Below are 21,795 nucleotides of genomic sequence, written 5' to 3'. Positions count from 1 at the left end.
GAATACGAGACAAGGTTCACTCATTACCGCCCATGCTGGGTAAATTTTAACAGTGACAACTATCCTGCCAGAGGGGGGGTGGATACGCTTCCCTTGTTTGGCTTTATTCCTCTGGTCGAAATTCATCTGAACTTTCAATGAAGCAATAAACCGTTTCATCAAATCAACATCGGTATTCACATAGCAGGTCGGTACATCACGCTCTAAAGGGTTGTCAGAATTCAAACCATTGTTAGGTATACGTAGATCAATTCGAGCAAGGAGTGCTCTAGGGTGGATCGCTAGGGCTCCCATAACTGTGTCGTTGATACGGACAAGGTAGCGTTGGTTTAAAGAACCATACTTAGCCGGGATTTGAGCAAATTGAAACATGTTCATGAAAATCTCTCCTATGTGTTATTTGATTTCACATAGAAAGAGAATGATGCGTAACAACTTACATAAAACTGTTCTGCCGTAGCAGTGAGTGAATCTCTATTGCCTATGGCTAGAGATCTTAACTGACTAATCAACATGTACGGTATGCATCAGTAGTGTGGCTACTGAGTGTTGTACTGCTCTTATAAAGAGTGTTTGTTAAGTAGCTATATTACTAATCCACGGAACGCACTGTTTCTTTCAGGGCTGTAGTACTGGAGTCATGTCGATGAAGAGCCAAAGATTAGACCTAGCTAGGGTGATTGGAACTGAAGTCACTCTGAAGTTATGTCATTCCATGACTGCAACCTTTATTACACGCAGTAACTCTTCCAATTTGTGACATTAAAAGTTCACCAGCCTATGCCGTCTAGTGCAACAGCCCCCCGAAACCTTCTTACCAAGGCTTCAACACAAAAGCTCTAATTCCATAAAAACATGTCCAAACCACTGAAGAATTAACCTAACTATCTGATAATAATTTAAAATAGTGATATGTAAAACACATAAAACACTACTTAACATTGACGATATTACCACTTTAAATTTATATTAATCACAACCAAAAATACTACTTAGTAAGTGTTGTTATGACTACAACAACTAGTGTTCCATCATGGGTATCAAGTACAGGTATAAACCTTCGTCAAGCTGAATACTTCATCTATGAACTATTTAAAAACAACCCTCTTCAAAGGCCCAAGCCTGCAACGGTATCAGAAGCAATTCTTATCGTTAATCAAGCCATCGATGATATGTATGAGTTCGATGATCAGAAGAGAGTAAAAGCAAAAGAGCTCGTAGATAATGCCTCAACATACCTACTCCCATTGGATGAATTTGACTGGTTGAAAGTTGATGAACGCTGTAACTATTGGGCATGGATATATATAGCAATTGATCAATCGTTCAGCTTACAAGTCCCTGGTTTATACCCAGTTCCGCAGTTTGCAAAGTTTTATAACGCATACGGATTAAACCCTATGCCAACTAATTCAAAAGAACGTTACACAGAAATTGTTCGATTTTTTGATATGGGAAACTGGGCGAATGAAATACAGCGCCAACAACTAGCGACAATGAAACAGGTATGGCAATCCATCTTTATAGCCCCCAAACCTTTACGCTGGTTAAGTCCAAAGGATGAAGAACAATGCATTTGGGCATGGAGCTACTTTACGTCGTACTTTCAGAATAGCAATACAACATCTAGCCCTCCGATACTTGGGGTTTTTCCACAGAACGCAAAAGAACGATACTTAGCTTTATGTGCTTCATTTGATGCTTGGTACGCCAGTGCTGAAAGTAAAAAACTATTCCTGATTAACATCAACAAAGCTTGGCACCAAAAGAAACACAGAGACAATATGAAAGGTAAGAAAGCGTGTAGTTTTGTTCTTCACAATGATGTCAAAAGCCAGCTTGATGAGCTAGCAAGCGCTCGTCGCATGAAAAAGAATGAGTATGTAGAGAGTTTGATTAAAGACGCCTATAAAAAACTAACGTCCCCCTCTAGTGGTGGTGAAAATGGCGACTAATAATATAAAAAGACATTATATCAAATTTAATTTATTGATTTTAAATCAATTATTTTCAAGTTCGATATTCAGATCCAGAACATTGAATAACAATTTGTCAGTAACACACTGTGAGTAGCTATTATTAGCTCAACCAGTGTTGATTAACTAACAGTGTCGATTAGATCAAGATAAGCTCCTAGTTTTAGGGGCTTTTTTATGGATACAACAATGACAGCCAGGGCTAATCAGTAAGCTGGTAGTTACGTAGGAGATTTAGTTTGAGCAAAAGATAGATACAGCTATAGATAGAAATGAACAGATGGACAAAAGAATTAAGAATATTTTGAGGAGGTATTACAAGTGGAGAAGAATGTTACGGTAAAACGGAGAGGAGAAACAGGTTTGAAGGAGAAAGTGACGCAAGTTGCTGTTGCAACCTGCGCCGACTTAAAATCTTATAGAGCTACAACGTTTGCAGCTTGAAGACCTTTTTGGCCTTGCTCTACTTCGAAAGACACTTGTTGGCCTTCTTTAAGAGTCTTGAAACCTTCAGAAGCGATAGCACGGAAGTGTACGAATACGTCAGCGCCGCCGTTGTCTTGAGTTAGGAAACCGAAGCCTTTCTCTTCGTTAAACCATTTTACTACGCCGTTTGTTTTGTTAGACATGATGTGTCCCTTATATAAAAATAAAAAATTAATCGCCAAATGTGCGATGCGCTGAAAGCTTGAATTATTTAATGTATCTATGAAGCCAAGGGAAACACTGAGAATAACAATGAAGCAATACTGAGGGTTTTACTTTACAACTGATGTTTCATTTAATAACTCTGAAAACAGAGCGAGGCCATTCTTGGCGATCTGGGTCGTATTGTAAAGCGTTATTTTCATTAATCGTGCACTTTTTGTTCAATTAAACTCAATCAGCGACCCTACCACACGACAGATCTTCATTGGTAAGATTTTGATTATAATAATATTTTAACTCCAGGCGCTTTACTCATCCGGCTGCTTGGTTCGAAGATCCACATATGGCCAATAATGATGCCCGACGCGGATCAGCAGTGTGGCTGCCGCTAAGATAAAGGCGGCGACCGACAACCAAACGATCAGCACGGCATCCAGCTCCTTCATACCTAAGGTGATGTAACGCGCAATCGCCATCATCGCAATGTACATCGGGTATCGCACCGGGATCTTACCGTTCATCACAAATTGCTGCACCATCGCCAACACTTCTAAATAGATGAACATCAGCAAAATGTCCGTCAATAGAACGCGTCGCTCAGCGAAAACATGCATGAACTCTTCGACCATCGCAAACAAGGTCGCCAGCGTGATCGCCACCAGCAACACCGCTTCCAGAATATGAAAAACCTTTAAGAAAGGCTTGCTAAAAGATTTAGGTAAGTGAGAAGACATAACCACTCTTAAAAAATAATGAACTCAGCTTTTACAATAGCAGGCATCAATACGAGGCGCGCCCTCTAAGAGACGACAGATACAAAAATGGCTCCACATTCAATGCAGAGCCATTTACTGGTCTTTGACTTAACGCCTGTTACTTACCAAACGTTACTTACCAAGCTGCCTTATAACAGAATAAGGTAAGTTAAGAACACCACACACAGGGTGTAGATTAGCGGGTGAACTTCTTTACCCTTGCCAGCGACAACCATAGTGAATGCGTAACTGATGAAGCCCATCGCCATACCATTTGCAGGAGAGAAGCTTAGTACCGTGAACATAATAGTGAAGAAGGCTGCAATGCGTGACTCTTTCTTTTCCCAGTTGATCTGCCCAAGGCGACCAACCATGTAGATACCCACAACAACCATCGCTGGCGCAACCATAGCTGCCGAGAAGATAGAGAAGACTGGGTATAGGAAAAGAGAAATTAGGAATAAACCTGCAACCATAACCGCTGCCAAGCCCGTTTTTGCCCCTTGAGAAGACGCAATACCCGATTCAGAGAAAGCGGTAATCGATGTGGTACCTAGCATAGAGCCAATCACAGTACCGCCCGCATCAGCAACCAACGCTGACTTCGCGTTTGGCACCTTGCCGTCTTTATCAATGATACCCGCATCGCGGCCTACACCGACAATAGTGCTCAACCCATCAAAGAAATCGACAATCAGGAAGATCATCACAACAAACAGTAGGTCGAACATTTTCTCAGCGGTGAGGTGAGAGAAATCAAAGATCGCTCCAAAACTGCCCGCCATGCTTGGCGGCATCGACACCAATTGGGCTGGGATTGGCGCGTTGGCTGTGCCCAAAAACAGATCGGCAATAACGGTTAGCACGATAGCAGAAATAAATGAGATGAAGGTCGCCAGCTTGATGTCACGGACCATACAGCCCAATGCAATAAAGATACTGATGTAAGCGATGATCACTTTTGGATCGGAGATGTCACCCAAGCCCACTAATACGAATGGGTTCGAGACAATAATACCGGCATTCTTAAGCCCTAAGAAGGCAATGAACAAGCCAAGCGATACGGTAATCGCTAGCTTCAAATCCTCGGGGATCGACTCAATCATCGATTTACGAATATTGGTTAACGAGAATGCGAGGTAGAGAATACCCGAAAGGAAAATACCGAATAAAGCTTCATTCCACAGCAAAGCCACTGAACCACTAAGCAAGAGACCTTTGAAGAAGCCGTTCATGCTCATCCCCGGTGCTAGCATCACTGGGTAATTGCCCCAGATGCCCATGATCAGGGTAGAAATCGCCGCCGCTAACGCCGTGGCAGTGAATACCGCGCCTTTATCCATGCCTGGAATATCACCCAAAATCGCAGGGTTAACCGCCAGAATGTAGCTCATTGCCAAGAAGGTGATGAAACCCGCATACAGCTCAGTGCCAATAGTGGTTTTTCTTTCCGTGATTTTAAACATCGAATCTAACGAGCCAGAGGTTTTCTGGGCTTTCAGGGTGGCATCGGTATTCACAACAAAACCTTTGTAATAAATGAAGAATTTGGGAGATTCAAATGCTGTGAGAATAGAGGGAACTCTACACTAAAAACTGTAGTCACCAAGGTAGGCTCGGCAGTAGAAACATCTAGTCCATTTCACTAGATATATACAGCATTTAATCGTTTGCGCAAATTGTAAGGATTGAGATTCAAACATCAACAATTTTTATCCAGATCACATAAAAAAATGCCCATCGTTGGTCATTCCATAGTTATGACGATCGACCTAAGGATCATTTGCTGATAAATAACGATCAGGTCAGTTGCTCTCCATCTGCGAAATATGCTACTCTTCGCCTCCATTTTTCTGACCTAATTTTCACCGGTTGCACCTTATATACGTAATGCATGGGTTATACGTAATGCATGAGTGCAAAAATTAGGGTCAGTGCTATCTTTTATAGTGTCGGCTTATCCGCCCTCACTCAATCCAACCAACAGTGGAAACATACAGATGGGCAAAGGTACTCTTTACATCGTATCTGCACCTAGCGGCGCAGGTAAGTCGAGCTTGATCTCAGCAATGATTGAAACCAATCCAACCTACGCAATGAAGGTATCTGTTTCACACACCACTCGCGGTATGCGCCCTGGTGAAGAAAATGGTGTTCACTACCACTTTGTAGAGAAGCACCACTTCGAAGACCTAATTAAAAAAGGTGAGTTCCTAGAGTATGCTGAAGTGTTCGGCAACTACTACGGAACTTCTCGCGTATGGATAGAAGAAAACCTAGACCGTGGTATCGATGTCTTCCTCGATATCGACTGGCAAGGTGCTCGTCAGATCCGTGAACAAATGCCTCAAGCGAAGAGTGTCTTCATTCTTCCACCATCCAATGGTGAATTAGAGCGTCGTTTGAATGTTCGCGGCCAAGACAGCAACGAAGTTATTGCGAAACGCATGAGCGAGGCAAAATCTGAAATCTCTCACTATAGCGAGTATGACTACATGATCATCAATGATGATTTTGATGCCGCTCTCATGGATTTCAGAGCCATCATTCGTGCGGAGCGCTTAAAAGAAGATAAGCAAGCGGCAAAATACGGCGGCATGCTTACAGCACTACTGGCGGAATAATTTTAGCAACGCTAGATTTTCCATTGAGATAAGTATACGACGAACTAGAAAGTCTCTAGTTAAACTTGTATACTTTCTCGTCATCAAAATTTTTTTGTTAATTACTATTTGGAGTCCTCATGGCACGCGTAACTGTTCAAGACGCTGTTGAAAAAGTTGGCAACCGTTTCGACCTAGTTCTTATTGCGGCTCGCCGCGCACGTCAAATGCAAACTGGCGGTAAAGATTCACTAGTGCCTGAAGAAAACGATAAGCCAACGGTTATCGCCCTTCGCGAAATCGAAGAAGGTCTTATCACTAAAGACGTACTAGATGCTCGTGAGCGTCAAGAGCAACAAGAACAAGAAGCGGCTGAACTTGCAGCAGTGAGCAGCATCGCTCACTCTCGTTAGATCACCGCCGCTAAAAGCGTCATTCGAACTAATTAACCTTCCGGGCCTTTAATTTGTATCTATTCGATAGCCTCAAAGACGTTGCCCAAGAATACCTAACAGAGCCTCAAGTTGAGGCTCTGCGTCAATCTTATGTGGTAGCGAGAGACGCCCATGAAGGGCAAACCCGCTCGAGCGGTGAACCATACATTATCCACCCAGTAGCAGTATCAAGAATCCTAGCAGAAATGCGTCTGGATATTGAAACCCTACAAGCAGCCCTACTCCACGATGTCATTGAAGATACTGAAGTGACAAAAGAGGAGCTAGAAGCGCAATTCGGCCATACCGTGGCTGAACTGGTTGATGGTGTATCTAAGCTGGATAAGCTTAAATTTCGTGATCGCAAAGAAGCGCAAGCAGAGAACTTCCGCAAGATGGTTCTCGCCATGGTGCAAGACATCCGCGTTATCTTGATCAAATTAGCTGACCGAACTCATAACATGCGCACGCTTGGGGCACTGCGTCCTGACAAAAAGCGTCGTATCGCTCGTGAAACCCTCGAAATTTATTCTCCGCTCGCTCACCGTCTTGGTATTCATAACATCAAGACCGAGCTAGAAGAGTTGGGCTTTGAAGCCCTTTATCCTAACCGTTATCGCGTACTAAAAAACGTAGTCAAAGCTGCGCGTGGTAACCGTAAGGAGATGATCCAACGTATCCACAGCGAAATCGAAGGCCGCCTTGAAGAAGTCGGTTTACCTGCTCGTGTACTGGGTCGTGAAAAGAACCTGTACTCCATCTACAACAAGATGAAAACCAAAGAGCAGCGCTTCCACACCATTATGGATATCTACGCTTTCCGCGTGGTGGTTGATACCCCAGACACTTGCTATCGTGCTCTTGGGCAAGCTCACAGCCTGTACAAGCCACGCCCAGGCCGCATGAAAGATTACATTGCGGTACCCAAAGCCAACGGCTACCAATCTCTGCACACATCAATGATCGGCCCTCACGGGGTGCCTGTCGAGGTTCAGATCCGTACTGATGATATGGATCAAATGGCAGACAAAGGGGTCGCGGCGCACTGGTCTTATAAAGGCAACGGCTCACGCAGCAACGGCACAACCGCGCAGGTTAAAGCCCAACGTTGGATGCAAAGCTTACTTGAGCTGCAACAGAGTGCGGGTAACTCATTCGAATTCATTGAAAACGTTAAGTCTGATCTGTTCCCTGATGAGATCTTCGTGTTCACGCCTAAGGGTCGCATTGTTGAACTTCCAGCAGGCGCAACCGCGGTCGATTTTGCTTACGCGGTGCATACCGATGTCGGCAACATGTGCGTTGGGGCTCGTGTAGACATGAACCCTTACCCTCTGAGCAAATCGCTGAAGAATGGCCAAACCATTGAGATCATCAGTGCTCCGGGCGCTCGTCCGAATGCGGCATGGCTCAACTACGTAGTGACCTCACGAGCGCGTACTAAGATCCGTCAGGTTCTGAAAACCATGCGTCGTGAAGAGTCGATCACGCTTGGTCGTCGCCTACTGAATCATGCACTGGGTGAACACTCGATCAACGATATCACACCTGAAAACATCGAGTATGTACTGTCGGAGCTTCGTTTAGGCAGCACTGACGACTTACTGGCCTCAATTGGTCTTGGTGAGCTGATGAGTATCGTGATTGCTCGTCGCCTGCTTGGTGATGCTGACGAACTCACTGAAGTGCAAAACAACAGCGACACACCAAGGAAGAAACTGCCGATCCGTGGTGCTGAAGGTCTACTACTGACATTCGCTAACTGTTGTCACCCGATCCCAGGCGATCACATCATTGCTCACGTATCGCCAGGTCGCGGTCTTGTGGTGCATCGTGAAACGTGTCCGAACGTACGCGGTTACCAGAAAGAACCCGACAAATACATGGCGGTTGAATGGTCTACCGATTACGACCAAGAGTTCGCCGCAGAACTTCAAGTCGATATGCAAAACCGTCAAGGTGCCTTGGCTGAGTTAACCAATATTATCTCCAAAACCGGCTCTAATATTCACAGCATCTCAACCGAAGAACGTGATGGACGCTTGTACACAGTGATGATCTTGCTGACCACCAAAGATCGCGTTCACTTAGCGAGTATTATGAAGAAGCTACGTGTGATGCCACACGCGCTGAAGGTAAGACGTCGTAAGAACTGATCAAAATAAAGATTCGAGATGGCGAGATGCGAAGAGCAAAAGACTTCGTGACTCACCATCTTGACTCCACATCTTTTTTAATCTTTTCGTATTTCGTTTACCCGTATCCCGCATCTGCTCTGAATCTTTTCGCATCTCGTTTACCCGCATCCTTCATCTACTCTTAATCTTTTCGTATCTCGTTTACTCGCATCCCTCACCTGCTCTTACGCTTTATCCTGTACAAAAATCCAGTAAAATGCTTGAATAGATGATATCTCTTACGTTTATGAGCCTTGTTATGTCACAGCTTTTATCTGCTATTCCTCTTAACTCTTTATCTGGCGTCGGTGCCAAAGTCGCAGAGAAACTGGAAAAGGTTGGGCTTAACAACGTACAAGACCTGCTGTTTCACCTGCCTTTGCGCTATGAAGATCGAACGCGTATCTACCCCATCGTCAAACTGCATGCAGGTTTATGGGCAGCAGTACAAGGCAAGGTGATGCACGTCGATACCATTTTCGGTAAACGTAAAATGCTCGCCGTAAAAATCAGTGATGGAAACGGCACCATTACCCTGCGCTTTTTCAACTTTACCGCCGGAATGAAAAACAACTTCGCAGAAGGCAAGCAAGTGCATGCCTACGGCGAGATCAAACGCGGTAACATGGGGTTGGAGATCGTCCATCCCGACTACAAATTCTTTGCCCCAAGGCAGCAGCCAGACGTTGAAGCGAACCTAACGCCGGTCTACCCAACCACTGAAGGGCTAAGACAAGTCACGCTGCGTAACCTCACCGACCAAGCATTAGCACTGATCGACAAAGCTGCCGTTAATGAGTTGTTGCCATCGGGGTTATACGATCACCAAATTACCCTCGCGCAAGCGCTGCATACCATTCATCGGCCTCCTCCGGGGATTAACCTTGAGCTGTTTGACGAAGGTAAACACCCTGCACAACTGCGCCTGATTATGGAAGAGCTACTGGCTCAAAACCTTTCGATGCTGTCGGTTCGCAGCAAAGGGCAACAAGACAAGGCGATGCCCTTTCCTCCAGTAAATACTCTGAAAGGCAAAGTTAAATTAAAAGATAAAGTTAACTTAAAAGATAAATTGCTGGCTCAGCTGCCATTCTCGCCAACCAATGCTCAAGCACGAGTGACGAAAGAGATCGAAGCTGACTTGGAAAAGCCACACCCGATGATGCGTTTAGTGCAAGGGGATGTAGGGTCAGGTAAAACCTTGGTTGCTGCATTGGCGGCGGTTCGAGCGTTAGAGCATGGCCAACAGGTCGCTTTGATGGCCCCAACGGAACTATTAGCAGAGCAGCACGCAATCAACTTTGCCAACTGGTTTGAAGCGATGGGCATTCAAGTCGGTTGGCTTGCAGGAAAACTCAAAGGCAAAGCTCGTGAAACCGAACTGGCACGTATTGCCAGTGGTGAAGCGCAGATGGTGGTGGGTACGCATGCTCTATTCCAAGAACATGTCGAGTTCAAAAACCTTGGCTTAGTGATCATTGATGAGCAGCACCGATTTGGTGTCCACCAGCGTTTAGAGCTGCGTGAGAAAGGGGCAAAGCAAGGTTATTACCCACATCAGTTAGTGATGACCGCTACGCCAATTCCACGCACGCTCGCCATGACCGCCTATGCCGATCTTGAAACCTCGATCATTGATGAGCTGCCACCGGGGCGAACGCCCATTCAAACCGTAGCCATCCCTGATACCAAACGCGATGACATTGTCGAGCGGGTGCGCAATGCCTGCCTCAACGAGGGCAAGCAGGCTTATTGGGTATGTACGCTGATTGATGAGTCTGAGGTGCTGGAAGCTCAAGCGGCGGCGGATACTGCTGAAGAGCTGCAACGCAAACTGCCCGATGTAAAAATTGGCTTGGTGCATGGTCGAATGAAGCCTGCTGAAAAACAAGCCGTGATGCAGGAGTTTAAAGATAACAAGCTGCACCTATTGGTTGCCACCACCGTGATTGAAGTGGGTGTGGATGTGCCCAATTCGAGCTTAATGATCATCGAGAACCCAGAACGTCTTGGCCTAGCGCAACTGCACCAATTACGAGGTCGTGTTGGCCGTGGTTCAGTCGCCAGCCATTGTGTATTGCTCTATCACTCACCGCTGTCAAAAACCGCTCAGAAACGCTTAGGGGTACTGCGTGAAAGTAACGACGGCTTTGTGATTGCTCAGCGTGACTTAGAGATCCGTGGCCCAGGTGAGCTGCTTGGCACCAAACAGACGGGCTTGGCGGATTTTAAGATCGCCGACCTAGTCCGCGATCAACGTTTAATCCCCGAGGTACAACGCATCGCGCGCCACATTCACGATAGCTACCCAGATAACGCCAAAGCGATCATCAACCGTTGGTTGGGTGAGCGTGATGTTTACTCTAAGGCTTGATTAGCAAGGTGACCGTTATCCAAAACGCAACAAGGCTTCTCTTTCGGAAGCCTTTTTTATTTAAGTGGGGGTTTAAAACATCACTAAGGCTTCACAGGAAAACTGAGCTGCGCCTTCAAGCCACCTTGACTGCGATTGCTCACCGCCACCGCACCTTGGTGTTGACTGACAATACGTTTAACAATCGCTAAACCTAAGCCGGTCCCTTCACTGCCACGAGCTGTATCACCACGAGTAAAGGGTTCAAACAGTTTGCCAATTTGGTCTTGTGGGATCCCCGGACCATTATCTTCAATCGTCACCCAAGCCAGCTTATTATCAGCGGTCATTCCAGTCGACACCTTGATCCAACCATTACCGTAACGCAGTGCATTGACCACCAAGTTACTGACCGCACGCTTCATCTCAATAGGGTTACCCAATGCCGGTTTCATCGATTCTGGAATATCGGTTTCAATCTGCACCTCATAGCCTCCCTCAGAGATCACCACCTCACGAGCAATATCATCCACAAACACCGCTTGGAATGAATCTCGGTCGACGGGTTTCAGATAATCCATAAACTGACCGATGATTTCATTACACTCTTCCGTATCACTGATAATGCCTTCCGCTAAGTAACTCTCTTCTGGTGACATCATCTCGGTCGCCAAACGAATACGCGTCAGCGGTGTACGTAAATCATGGCTAATACCGGCCATCAACAAGGCGCGATCTTCTTCTAACTCTTGGATACCTTTCGACATCTGGTTAAAGGCGCGAGTCACTGAACGGATCTCCTGCGCGCCTTTCACTGGCAGCGGTGGTGGAATGTCGCCACGCCCCACCTCCTGCGCGGCTTTCTCTAGGGCAATCAATGGTCGATTCTGCAAGCGAATGAACAGCCAGCCCCCCGCGACAATGAACAGCGCCATGATCAAACTATTGTGAAACAGAGGGGCAAAATCTTCTTCTTGCAGCTCCGATAACGGAATTCGAATCAGGGAGTTAGGCAGCTGTGCGATATCCATCCACAGCACGTAACTCTCAGTGCCCAAAATCAGTCGCACTTCGGTTTCAGAGCCAAGCTCTTTGCTCATCTCCTCGCTCATCAAGTCGATGACAGTTGCATGATGGTATTCATCCAAGCCTTCGCTACCTTTCGCATGAACCGTCACCCCAAGCTGCTCAAGAACTCGCAGACGCAATGGTGCGTTGATCTCGATATCGCTGCCTTGGTCCAGCACAATATTCAGCTCATGCGCCAATATTTTGTTGAACTGCTGCAAGCTCGGCATCAATGCATAATTAAACACCGCGTAATACGAAAAGACTTGGCTCGCCACTAGCAGGGTTAGAAAAAGTACGATCGATTGGGAAAAGGAGCTACGTATACGCATAGAAGACCTAAAGGGATCAATGGAAAAACACCAGCATAATAGAAACTGTCACTCAAGCCTATTTCGCTAGAACAACAGGACGGAAATAAAGAGCCTGAATACAAAACGAGCCATCACATAACCATGAGATGACCCGTATCTTCGCCACACTAACCACTCAGCCGATCACGTCGGCATGAGGTCGATAAACGGACTTACACCGATTTACCGTCTGGAACAAAGACATAGCCTAAGCCCCATACCGTTTGGATATAGCGGGGTTTGCTTGGATTTTCTTCAACAAGACGACGCAAGCGTGAGATCTGAACATCAATAGAGCGCTCCATCGCCGAATACTCACGGCCACGCGCCATGTTCATCAGCTTATCGCGAGACATTGGCTCACGGGCGTTAGTCACCAGTGACTTCAACACCGCAAATTCACCCGAGGTAAGCGGCATCGGCTCTTCACCACGGAACATTTCACGCGTACCTAAGTTAAGGCGGAATTCACCGAACTCAACAATAGACTCTTCGATGCTTGGCGCCCCCGGAGCTTCAACCACTTGGCGACGCAGTACCGCTTTAATGCGTGCTAATAGCTCGCGTGGATTGAAAGGTTTTGGCAGGTAATCATCAGCACCCACTTCCAAGCCCACAATACGATCCACTTCGTCACCCTTTGCCGTCAACATTAGGATCGGCAGCGAGTTGTTTGAGTTTCGTAGGCGACGACAGATAGAGAGACCATCTTCGCCCGGCAGCATTAAATCCAATACCATCAAGTGGAAGTTTTCACGGGTTAACAGGCGGTCCATCTGCTCACTGTTTGCCACGCTACGCACTTGAAAGCCCTGCTCTGACAGGTAGCGTTCTAGCAGTGCACGTAAGCGAGCATCGTCATCGACCACTAAAATTTTGTAGTTTTCTTGCATGTAATGGTTCCACCTATTAAGACTCAACCTAAGGTTAAGCATTCTTGGTACATTGTGTATTGGTATGAGGCATTCAAAATGTAACATTCTTAGAGAAAAAGTCGCGCTAAGAATTGTTAATGTATGTTGCCTTTATATATATTCTATCTTAGAACATCATTTCATTAAGTCAGATTTATGAAAACCAAACTTATCACCCGAGAAGGCTATAACAAGCTCAAAGCTGAACATGACCACTTATGGCACGAGAAGCGTCCAGAAATCACAAAAATAGTGACTTGGGCTGCAAGCCTTGGAGATCGTTCAGAAAATGCGGATTACACTTTCAATAAACGTCTGCTGCGTCAGATTGATCGCCGAGTGCGTTTCTTAAGAAAGTTCCTACCTGAGGTCGCTATTGTTGATTATTCCCCACAACAAGAGGGTAAGGTGTTTTTCGGTGCTTGGGTCGAAATTGAGAATGATGATGGGGAAATGAAAAAGTTTCGTATTGTCGGTCCCGAAGAGATCTACGGCGATGCGAAAGGCTATATCTCTATCGACTCACCAATGGCTCGAGCTCTACTAAAGAAAGAAGTGAATGATGAGTTCTCGGTAACCACACCGGAGGGCGACAAAGAGTGGTTCATCAACTCGATTCGCTACGCAGAGAGCGAATAACCAAACTTAATAAACACTTAGCGATGGGTGATGGGTTGAGTGTTTAGCAAACCCAAACTCCAGATAAAAGAAAACCCCGCTAGGCTTGCGCCTAACGGGGTTAAGTCTCTATCGCAGCAATCCGGCTACTGTTTATCTCATTGAGATAAGGTGCTCCCTGCATCTTTCCTTGATAGTGGCTAAATCCTTTAACCCATTTCCGTGTTGTTCATCGCCATCCTAGCGGTGTCCTTTCTGGCCTATCATCCTGATGGGCGAATCTCATCCAGAGATTATTACTTCCTTGCTGACAACTCATCCTAAGTCATCAAATCTTCATCCTGAAGATACCCAGTCCATTAGGCTTTTTCCTGTTCCTGCCAACTCCCTGTCGACACGTTAAATATTACGGTAATTGGCCAAATTTCCTAGACAGTCTTAAATTATATTTCAGGCTGCAAATCCCCGACCCAAACCATCCACCAGTTTAAAATCAAACACTTAACTTTAAAACCAAGACAATTTTACCGATATACAGTGACGTAGTCGCACATCAGCTGTGAGAGATCGCTTACAAAGTGCGTATCACAAATGGAAATTCGCCGCCTAAAGCGATAATTACCTAGAAAAAGTGCATACTCACCCCCATGTATTTGTCACGATATTAAATAAGAGATTCATCGGATGAGCCAAGCTATCTGTCGACTGATCGCTGAAGAACTGAATGTTCGTTCAGAACAAGTCACCGCTGCAGTAAACCTAATTGATGACGGTAACACCGTTCCCTTTATTGCCCGCTACCGTAAAGAGGTCACAGGCGGCTTAGACGATACCCAACTGCGTAACCTTGATAGTCGCCTTGCTTACCTGCGTGAGCTAGACGGTCGTCGCCAAACGATTCTTAAGTCAATTCAAGATCAAGGTAAGCTCACGCCAGAGTTAGAGCGGGATATCACTCAAGCCGACAGTAAGACGCGCCTAGAAGATCTATACCTGCCATACAAACCAAAGCGTCGTACCAAAGGTCAGATCGCGATTGAAGCGGGCCTAGAACCCCTAGCCGATACGCTATGGACTGAACCACAGCACGATCCTGAAACCGAAGCGGCCAACTTTGTTAGCAACGACAAAGGCATTGCCGATACCAAAGCAGCACTCGATGGCGCACGTGCGATCATCATGGAGCGCATTGCGGAAGACGCTAACCTGCTTGAAAAGATTCGCCAACACCTAACACGTAACTCAGAGCTCGTCGCTCGTGTAGTGGCAGGTAAAGAGCAAGAAGGCGAGAAGTTCAAAGACTACTTCGAGCACAACGAAACACTCAGCAAAGTGCCGTCTCACCGTGCACTTGCCATGCTGCGTGGCCGAAATGAAGGCTTCCTAACACTGGCGATGAATGCCGATCCAGAACAAGAGGAAGGTGTGCGTGGTTCTTACTGCGAGAACATCATCTCTGATCATTACGGTATTACCCTAAGCCATGCACCTGCAGATGCATGGCGTAAGCAAGTGATCAGCTGGGCATGGCGCATCAAGGTTTCTATGCACATGGAAACCGAGCTGATGGGCGCGATGAAAGAGCGTGCCGAGGTCGAAGCGATTGAAGTATTCGCAACCAACCTTAAAGACCTGCTAATGGCTGCACCTGCTGGCCCTCGAGCAACATTAGGCTTAGATCCGGGCTTACGTACCGGTTCGAAAATCGCGGTTGTGGATTCAACGGGTAAGGTTCTAGCAACCGAAACCATTTACCCGCACCCGCCGCAAAAGCAATACGACAAATCGGCACACGTGGTTGAGCAGATGGTTCGTCAATTCAATGTGGATTTGATTGCGATTGGTAACGGCACAGCTTCACGCGAAACCGACAGTTTTGTCGCTGATGTGATTAAGCGCGGCAACCTCAAAGCGCAAAAGATCATTGTTAGCGAAGCGGGTGCATCGGTGTATTCGGCGTCTGAACTAGCAGCAAAAGAGTTCCCAAACATGGATGTATCGATTCGTGGTGCGGTGTCGATTGCGCGTCGTCTGCAAGATCCACTGGCAGAGCTGGTGAAGATTGACCCTAAATCGATCGGTGTCGGCCAATACCAACACGATGTGAGCCAAACGATGCTCGCTAAGCGCCTAGATGCGATTGTCGAAGACTGTGTAAACGCGGTGGGTGTTGATGTGAATACCGCTTCGGCTGCGCTGCTGACTCGCGTTGCTGGCCTGTCTAGCACCATCGCGCAAAACATCGTGGACTTCCGTGATGAGAATGGTCGCTTCGAAGCGCGTACTACGCTTAAAAAAGTCGCTCGCTTGGGGCCAAAAGCCTTTGAACAGTGTGCGGGTTTCCTGCGTATCATGGACGGTAAGAATCCGCTGGATGCATCATCAGTTCACCCAGAAGCTTACCCTGTGGTGAAAACCATCGCTGAAAAAAACCAAAAAGACATCAAGTCTTTGGTAGGTAACACCGACTTCTTACGTGGTTTGCACGCGATTGATTACACCAATGAAAACTTTGGTGTACCAACGGTCACTGACATCATCAAGGAACTGGATAAACCGGGACGTGACCCTCGCCCTGAGTTCAAGACTGCCACCTTCGCCGATGGTGTTAACAGTGTTTCAGATCTAGAACCGGGGATGATCTTAGAAGGTGTGGTATCGAACGTGGCGAATTTTGGTGCCTTCGTTGATATTGGTGTTCACCAAGATGGCTTAGTGCATATTTCAGCACTGACCGATCGCTTTGTCTCTGACCCACGTGAGGTGGTTAAAGCGGGTGACATTGTGAAAGTGAAGGTGATGGAAGTAGATGTTCAGCGTAAGCGTATTGCACTGAGCATGCGTATGAAGGACGAGCCGGGGCAAGACAACCGCGCGCAACGCTCAAGTACACCGCGTACGCAAAATCGCCCGAGCCAAAACTCACAAGGTGGACAACGCCGTCGTGAAGAACCGCAACAAAACGCGGCGATGGGTGGTGCATTCGCTGCTGCTTTTGCTAAAGCGAAAAAGTAATCCATAAATTCATCTAAAAAACGGATTAGCTTAAAACAGAAAACCTGCATCCCTTAGGGTATGCAGGTTTTTTTATTATGTGTTCAAAAAAGACATCGAAGTTTCGTTGAATCATGAATCTGCGATTCATAGCACTACTAGCACTTCTGATGAAGCATGAGGCGCAACAGCATGACCATAATGGTATTTTATGACCTTACGTCGTTTCTCCATCTGTCCCTCTCGGATCGCCGCATCTAAAACGTGCTTTGGCAGACGAAAACGCATGGTATAGCCTTTTCCTTGATCGGCACTGTAGGTTCTCAGTGCCAACAAGCTGAATAACCTATCAAACGCATCTTGAGGCTCTTCTTGGCTAATCGAATTGGCCTCTGACTCGTTCTCCAGTTCATAACCAGGATGGTCTGAAGGATCCCAAGCCGACTGCTGCCTTCGTTTATCGTCCGATTTCACCTTTCGCTCTGCATTGGTTTTCGCCAATGCCACTGCGGGAGCGACCGGTTCTCGAACTCTATTATCACGCGCAACTTGCTCTGTTTGCACATTAACAGATGGGGCAATTAGTGGCACACTCACTGCAGTTGCAGGTGACACAATCATCGCGAACTCCTCAAGAATCGCCCATCGTTATTGCTATAACGCTGTTGTACTGTGAGTCAGCACAACAGGCATAGCCCAACTTACTGCAATCAGCTCAGGAGAGAGTTAGGTCTGAGTATCATGCCGCACCTTGGTTAGAACATATATCGACCAAGTCGCGTATTAATTTAGCGATTATTTTTGGGCAAAGCTGACAAGCTCGCTACAAAAGGCATCGGCTTCGGTCATGAAGGGTGCGTGTGAAGACTGAGTAAAGATGTATTGCTCGGTATCAGGCAGGGCATCAGCGAGATCATTGGCGACTTTAACGGGCACTAGGCCATCTAATCGACCGTATAAACGCAGCATAGGCACAGAGATCTGCGGTAATTGTTGACGAAGGTCGACATCCGACAGCATCTTTAAACCAGCCAATAATGAATCGGGATTCGGCAACGGGCGTGAAAGCACCGCTTGCTTGAGCTGTTTGACATCTTGCCTTGCTGACGGGCTGCCCATGGCTTGCAACGCCATAAAGCGTTCGATGGTGGTTTGAAAATCGTCAACCAACTGTTCAGTGAAGGTGGTTAATACCTTGGGTTGAATACCTCGCCATAACACGGGCTCTTTTGCGGCGGCGAATTTAGGAGAGCTGGCGACCGTGACTAACTTGCTCACGTAATCGGCATGATGGAGAGCCATGTGCGTTGCAACCAGACCACCGAGTGACCAACCGACCCAAATCGCTTGCGTGGGCGCTTCAGCCAACAGTTGCTGTGCGATCTCTTCAAGATCTTGAGCATGGCAATGCGCGCTGTGTCCATAACCTGGCAAATCAACCACATGCACCCGGAAATCAGCTTGTAATGCATCAACGGTTTGTTGCCAGACTGCACCGTTCATTCCCCAGCCGTGAACCAGTACTAAATCAGGCCCTTGCCCAGAAACATGCCAATATAACGCGTTACTCATTCTCAATATTCCCTACTTTTTCCATCAGCGATAATCCGTGCTTTTCAGTATGGTGAGCAAAAGGAACACCATAACCCAAAAGCATCGCAAGCTATGTTATCTGATTGGCTACAAAAACACACACCACGTCTTGTTACCCCGCAATGCCACCTGTGTAAGCTAGATAAATGTGCTAGCGATACACATCCTCGATGGTGCAATGCTTGTCTCGAACTCTTTGAGCCAGTACCTCGCTGCCAACGATGTGGCTTAAAAACCGTCACCACCGTTGAGCAGTGTGGTGAGTGCTTATCAAAGTCGCCACCATGGCATCGACTCTACTGTGTTGGCGATTACACCTTTCCAACCGATCGGTATATTCAGCAAATGAAGTACGCGGATAAGTTCTGGTTTGCTCGCGATCTGTCAAAGTTATTGGCATCGCGGATCGAGCAGCCTGCTCCGCTGATCACCAGTGTACCGCTGCATTGGCGTCGATACCTGCAGCGAAGCTTCAATCAAAGTCAGCTGCTCGCCGATTACACCGCTCAACAGCTTGGCGTTGAAAATAAGGTGCTATTTCGACGAATTCGCTCAACTACGTCACAGCAAGGGCTAGCGAAATCTGCAAGGCTAAACAATCTTAAAGGCGCTTTCAGGCTGCGAAAACAAGTCGCCCTAAGAAAGCTCCCCTCTCACATCGCGATCATTGATGATGTTGTGACCACTGGCAGTACCGTGTATCAATTATGTCAACTACTGCTTGAATTAGGCGTAAGAAGGATTGATATTTACTGTATCTGCCGTACTCCTGAGCCAACAGGATAATAAGGCTCAACCGAGAGTTGTTCAGCAATCCAACAAAAAAGGGCTGAATTACAAATCGGACAGGGGTAGAATGGCGCTAATAGCCTACAAATTCACTCAGGTATTCGTCGTGTCAAATATTACTATTACAGAAACCGCTCAAACCCATTTTGCCAATCTGCTGTCACAGCAGCCTGAAGGTACAAACATTCGTGTGTTCGTGGTCAATCCAGGTACACAAAACGCTGAGTGTGGTGTTTCTTACTGCCCAACAGATGCGATTGAAGCATCTGACACAGAGCTTAAGTTCGAAGCTTTCTCTGCATACGTAGATGAGCTAAGCCTACCTTTCCTTGATGAAGCTGAAATCGACTTCGTTACCGATAAAATGGGCTCTCAGCTTACGCTTAAAGCCCCTAATGCGAAGATGCGTAAAGTATCGGATGACGCACCGCTGGTTGAGCGTGTTGAGTACGCAATCCAAACCCAAGTAAACCCACAACTTGCCGGTCACGGTGGTCACGTTAGCTTGGTAGAAATTACGGAAGACGGCGCAGCTATCGTGGCATTCGGTGGCGGCTGTAACGGTTGCTCTATGGTTGATGTCACGCTAAAAGAAGGCATCGAGAAAGAGCTTCTTCAACAATTTGAAGGTGAACTGACTGCGGTTCGTGATGCGACTGAGCACGATCGTGGTGAGCACTCTTACTACTAATGACTCACTGAGTGACTTAATACTTACTTGATTAGTGTGAGTAAAAGTTCGAACCACTGAATCCGTGGTCATTGAAATAAAGGTTGATGCGCAAGCATCAACCTTTTTTGTTTTAGAGCTAAGCAGACACGCTCTAATACCCTCTTCTGAAGCCGTTGTTTTTCAAAAGCCGCCTAGCAAAATCATCGCTTCAATATCTTATGATCGAGGTATTCAAGTGATCACCATCGGCTCCTGAATCAATAATTCAAGGATATGAAAACTCGGCGCTAGGAACCCAGCGGCATTTCCCCTATATTAGAGTGACTTTGTAAGAAGCATTTCAATGAGCTAAGGAGCGATCGCAATGACAAAAAGAACCAAGCCTGAGATTTTGGCTCAGCAAACTGTCGCTCAATCAAAACTCTTCTCTATTGAGTCTCTCGATTTACGATTTTCCAATGGTGAGCAGCGTACTTATGAACGCATGAAGCCTAGCGGTCGCAACGCAGTGATGATGGTTCCTATTACTGAGCAAGGCGATATTCTACTGGTGCGTGAATACGCAGCGGGCACGGAACGCTATGAGCTTGGTTTTCCGAAGGGGCTGATTGATTTAGGTGAGCAACCAGATGAAGCGGCCGTTCGCGAGCTTAAAGAAGAGATTGGCTTTGGGGCCAACAAACTCACTCCACTAAAGGAAGTGATCCTTGCTCCCTCTTACTTTTCTAGCAAGATGACGCTGTTTATCGCACAAGAGCTCTACCCAGAGAAACTAGAAGGTGATGAGCCTGAGCCACTTGATATTGTCCGCTGGCCTCTGGCTCAAGCAGAGGAGTTGTTAACGCACCTCGACTTCTGTGAGGCTCGCAGTATTACGGCCCTACTATTAAGCCTTCGTGTATTAAACAGTCACTAGAAGGCGCACTCTAAGAGTAAGAGGATATTTATGCCAACAACAAAAGACCTATCTCACCTCCTACCCTCTGTGATTGAGATTGCTCGCTCTGCAGGCCAGCTCATCTTAGAGATCTATGAGAAAAAAGATTACGAAGAGTTCACCAAAAGTGACGATACGCCAGTCACCAGTGCCGACCTTGCGGCACATAAGCTGATCTCGAAAAAACTCAGTGCGCTGACCCCAGATATTCCGGTGTTATCAGAAGAAGAAGCCGACATCAGCTTAGATGAACGAGCTCAATGGGATCGCTATTGGCTGGTCGACCCACTCGATGGTACCCAGGAATTCATTGCAAGAAGCGGGGATTTCGCCACCGTTATCGCCCTAATTGAGCATAACAAGCCCGTAATGGGCGTGGTGTACGCACCGGTTTCCGGTGTCAGCTATTACGCTTACCATGGCAAAGGAGCATGGAAAATTCCAGATCTCAATGACAGCGTAAAAATAAAAACACATCGTCATGAGTTGCCAAACCAATCGCTCGCGATAGCGATCAGCCGTCGCCAAGACATCAACCGTATCACTAGCCGTATGAGTTCAGCGTGGAACTATGACTTAGTCCCGCTTGGCTCTGCAGCGCTGAAGGCCTGCTTAGTAGCAGAAGGCGCTGTCGACTGTTACCTGCGTCTTGGGCCAACCGGCGAGTGGGATACGGCTGCGACCCAGTGCATTGTTGAAGAAGCGGGCGGGCGCATCTTAAGCACTCAACTAGAACCGCTTTCGTACAATGAAAGAGAGACATTTGAGAATCCGAACTTCATTGTGCTCGGTGACGCTGATTTACCGTGGACAGAGATCTTACAGGGCAAAGACTAGGGCGATAGGGGCTTCAAACAAAACAGGCTCTTCAAACAAAACGGGCACCTCACTGAGGTGCCCGTTGTTATAT

Annotated in this window: 19 protein-coding genes and 1 riboswitch; of the genes, 11 read left to right on the top strand and 8 right to left on the bottom strand. The window is 46.8% G+C overall.

From position 1 onward, the window contains the following. Positions 1 to 378, bottom strand: a 378-nt coding sequence (locus Q1A70_RS03675) for an inovirus-type Gp2 protein (RefSeq protein ID WP_299696566.1), incomplete at its 3' end; no start/stop codon positions are given. Between the two features lie 629 nt (positions 379 to 1,007). On the opposite strand from Q1A70_RS03675, the gene Q1A70_RS03670 reads away from it, so the two are divergent. Further along, positions 1,008 to 1,955 carry a hypothetical protein gene (locus tag Q1A70_RS03670; protein WP_299686997.1) on the top strand — a complete coding sequence of 316 codons (948 nt, stop codon included), beginning with the start codon at positions 1,008 to 1,010 and terminating at the stop codon, positions 1,953 to 1,955. Between the two features lie 437 nt (positions 1,956 to 2,392). On the opposite strand, the gene Q1A70_RS03665 is transcribed toward Q1A70_RS03670, so the two are convergent. From Q1A70_RS03665 to Q1A70_RS03655, 3 genes are all read right to left on the bottom strand, one after another. Further along, positions 2,393 to 2,605 carry a cold-shock protein gene (locus tag Q1A70_RS03665; protein WP_004735656.1) on the bottom strand — a complete coding sequence of 71 codons (213 nt, stop codon included), beginning with the start codon at positions 2,603 to 2,605 and terminating at the stop codon, positions 2,393 to 2,395. Between the two features lie 327 nt (positions 2,606 to 2,932). After that, positions 2,933 to 3,358, bottom strand: coding sequence for a phosphate-starvation-inducible PsiE family protein (locus Q1A70_RS03660; protein ID WP_299687001.1), 426 nt, complete (start codon positions 3,356 to 3,358; stop codon positions 2,933 to 2,935). A 170-nt stretch (positions 3,359 to 3,528) separates the two neighbouring features. Beyond that, on the bottom strand, positions 3,529 to 4,899 hold the full coding sequence (locus tag Q1A70_RS03655; protein ID WP_299687003.1) for an NCS2 family permease: 1,371 nt from the start codon (positions 4,897 to 4,899) through the stop codon (positions 3,529 to 3,531). Positions 4,900 to 4,958: 59 nt separating this feature from the next. Beyond that, positions 4,959 to 5,058, bottom strand: a riboswitch (purine riboswitch). Between the two features lie 321 nt (positions 5,059 to 5,379). On the opposite strand from Q1A70_RS03655, the gene gmk reads away from it, so the two are divergent. The 4 genes from gmk (at position 5,380) to recG (ending at position 10,967) form a co-directional block, all read left to right on the top strand. Further along, positions 5,380 to 6,003: a guanylate kinase gene (gmk, locus tag Q1A70_RS03650; RefSeq protein WP_299687005.1), complete on the top strand. Its 624-nt coding sequence runs from the start codon at positions 5,380 to 5,382 to the stop codon at positions 6,001 to 6,003. Positions 6,004 to 6,122: 119 nt separating this feature from the next. Continuing rightward, on the top strand, positions 6,123 to 6,395 hold the full coding sequence (gene rpoZ / locus Q1A70_RS03645) for a DNA-directed RNA polymerase subunit omega (RefSeq protein ID WP_004741437.1): 273 nt from the start codon (positions 6,123 to 6,125) through the stop codon (positions 6,393 to 6,395). A 53-nt stretch (positions 6,396 to 6,448) separates the two neighbouring features. Then, on the top strand, positions 6,449 to 8,572 hold the full coding sequence (gene spoT, locus Q1A70_RS03640) for a bifunctional GTP diphosphokinase/guanosine-3',5'-bis pyrophosphate 3'-pyrophosphohydrolase (protein ID WP_299687007.1): 2,124 nt from the start codon (positions 6,449 to 6,451) through the stop codon (positions 8,570 to 8,572). Positions 8,573 to 8,852: 280 nt separating this feature from the next. Further along, entirely contained in the window at positions 8,853 to 10,967 is a 2,115-nt protein-coding gene (gene recG / locus Q1A70_RS03635) for an ATP-dependent DNA helicase RecG (protein WP_299687009.1), read from the top strand. Between the two features lie 83 nt (positions 10,968 to 11,050). On the opposite strand, the gene envZ is transcribed toward recG, so the two are convergent. Further along, a complete protein-coding gene (gene envZ, locus Q1A70_RS03630; RefSeq protein ID WP_299687011.1) occupies positions 11,051 to 12,346 on the bottom strand; it encodes a two-component system sensor histidine kinase EnvZ in 1,296 nt (431 codons plus the stop codon). Positions 12,347 to 12,540: 194 nt separating this feature from the next. Beyond that, positions 12,541 to 13,260 carry a two-component system response regulator OmpR gene (gene ompR / locus Q1A70_RS03625; RefSeq protein WP_299687013.1) on the bottom strand — a complete coding sequence of 240 codons (720 nt, stop codon included), beginning with the start codon at positions 13,258 to 13,260 and terminating at the stop codon, positions 12,541 to 12,543. A 177-nt stretch (positions 13,261 to 13,437) separates the two neighbouring features. Between ompR and greB the strand changes: the two genes are divergently transcribed. Together greB and Q1A70_RS03615 are read left to right on the top strand one after the other, a co-directional pair. Beyond that, a complete protein-coding gene (gene greB, locus Q1A70_RS03620) occupies positions 13,438 to 13,920 on the top strand; it encodes a transcription elongation factor GreB (RefSeq protein WP_299687015.1) in 483 nt (160 codons plus the stop codon). A gap of 663 nt (positions 13,921 to 14,583) precedes the next feature. Continuing rightward, positions 14,584 to 16,914 (top strand): Tex family protein, encoded by a 2,331-nt coding sequence (locus Q1A70_RS03615; protein ID WP_299687017.1) that lies wholly within the window; start codon positions 14,584 to 14,586, stop codon positions 16,912 to 16,914. Positions 16,915 to 17,040: 126 nt separating this feature from the next. On the opposite strand, the gene Q1A70_RS03610 is transcribed toward Q1A70_RS03615, so the two are convergent. Beyond that, on the bottom strand, positions 17,041 to 17,514 hold the full coding sequence (locus tag Q1A70_RS03610) for an ATP-dependent Lon protease (RefSeq protein ID WP_299687019.1): 474 nt from the start codon (positions 17,512 to 17,514) through the stop codon (positions 17,041 to 17,043). A 174-nt stretch (positions 17,515 to 17,688) separates the two neighbouring features. Continuing rightward, positions 17,689 to 18,465, bottom strand: coding sequence for a pimeloyl-ACP methyl ester esterase BioH (gene bioH, locus Q1A70_RS03605; protein ID WP_299687021.1), 777 nt, complete (start codon positions 18,463 to 18,465; stop codon positions 17,689 to 17,691). 93 nt (positions 18,466 to 18,558) lie between these two features. Here bioH and Q1A70_RS03600 point away from each other — a divergent pair, with 93 nt between their 5' ends. The 4 genes from Q1A70_RS03600 (at position 18,559) to cysQ (ending at position 21,722) form a co-directional block, all read left to right on the top strand. Continuing rightward, a complete protein-coding gene (locus Q1A70_RS03600; protein WP_299687023.1) occupies positions 18,559 to 19,272 on the top strand; it encodes a ComF family protein in 714 nt (237 codons plus the stop codon). A gap of 109 nt (positions 19,273 to 19,381) precedes the next feature. Beyond that, positions 19,382 to 19,966, top strand: a complete 585-nt coding sequence (gene nfuA, locus Q1A70_RS03595) for a Fe-S biogenesis protein NfuA (RefSeq protein WP_299687025.1) — start codon at positions 19,382 to 19,384, stop codon at positions 19,964 to 19,966. A 346-nt stretch (positions 19,967 to 20,312) separates the two neighbouring features. Then, positions 20,313 to 20,864, top strand: coding sequence for an ADP compounds hydrolase NudE (nudE, locus tag Q1A70_RS03590; RefSeq protein ID WP_299687027.1), 552 nt, complete (start codon positions 20,313 to 20,315; stop codon positions 20,862 to 20,864). Positions 20,865 to 20,894: 30 nt separating this feature from the next. Continuing rightward, positions 20,895 to 21,722: a 3'(2'),5'-bisphosphate nucleotidase CysQ gene (gene cysQ / locus Q1A70_RS03585; protein WP_299687029.1), complete on the top strand. Its 828-nt coding sequence runs from the start codon at positions 20,895 to 20,897 to the stop codon at positions 21,720 to 21,722. The last annotated feature ends 73 nt before the right edge of the window (positions 21,723 to 21,795 follow it).

It is taken from the genome of uncultured Vibrio sp. (genome assembly GCF_947488985.1).
In the GTDB taxonomy this organism is placed as follows: Bacteria; Pseudomonadota; Gammaproteobacteria; order Enterobacterales; family Vibrionaceae; genus Vibrio.
Note: the sequence above shows the minus strand (reverse complement) of the source record. Positions and strands in the feature narration are given on the sequence as shown.

Coding starts and splice junctions, on each gene's coding strand:
- Q1A70_RS03670 (WP_299686997.1), top strand. CDS start 1,008: ATGACTACAACAACTAGTGTTCCATCATGGGTATCAAGTACAGGTATA.
- Q1A70_RS03665 (WP_004735656.1), bottom strand. CDS start 2,605: ATGTCTAACAAAACAAACGGCGTAGTAAAATGGTTTAACGAAGAGAAA.
- Q1A70_RS03660 (WP_299687001.1), bottom strand. CDS start 3,358: ATGTCTTCTCACTTACCTAAATCTTTTAGCAAGCCTTTCTTAAAGGTT.
- gmk (WP_299687005.1), top strand. CDS start 5,380: ATGGGCAAAGGTACTCTTTACATCGTATCTGCACCTAGCGGCGCAGGT.
- rpoZ (WP_004741437.1), top strand. CDS start 6,123: ATGGCACGCGTAACTGTTCAAGACGCTGTTGAAAAAGTTGGCAACCGT.
- recG (WP_299687009.1), top strand. CDS start 8,853: ATGTCACAGCTTTTATCTGCTATTCCTCTTAACTCTTTATCTGGCGTC.
- envZ (WP_299687011.1), bottom strand. CDS start 12,346: ATGCGTATACGTAGCTCCTTTTCCCAATCGATCGTACTTTTTCTAACC.
- ompR (WP_299687013.1), bottom strand. CDS start 13,260: ATGCAAGAAAACTACAAAATTTTAGTGGTCGATGACGATGCTCGCTTA.
- greB (WP_299687015.1), top strand. CDS start 13,438: ATGAAAACCAAACTTATCACCCGAGAAGGCTATAACAAGCTCAAAGCT.
- Q1A70_RS03615 (WP_299687017.1), top strand. CDS start 14,584: ATGAGCCAAGCTATCTGTCGACTGATCGCTGAAGAACTGAATGTTCGT.
- Q1A70_RS03610 (WP_299687019.1), bottom strand. CDS start 17,514: ATGATTGTGTCACCTGCAACTGCAGTGAGTGTGCCACTAATTGCCCCA.
- bioH (WP_299687021.1), bottom strand. CDS start 18,465: ATGAGTAACGCGTTATATTGGCATGTTTCTGGGCAAGGGCCTGATTTA.
- Q1A70_RS03600 (WP_299687023.1), top strand. CDS start 18,559: ATGTTATCTGATTGGCTACAAAAACACACACCACGTCTTGTTACCCCG.
- nudE (WP_299687027.1), top strand. CDS start 20,313: ATGACAAAAAGAACCAAGCCTGAGATTTTGGCTCAGCAAACTGTCGCT.
- cysQ (WP_299687029.1), top strand. CDS start 20,895: ATGCCAACAACAAAAGACCTATCTCACCTCCTACCCTCTGTGATTGAG.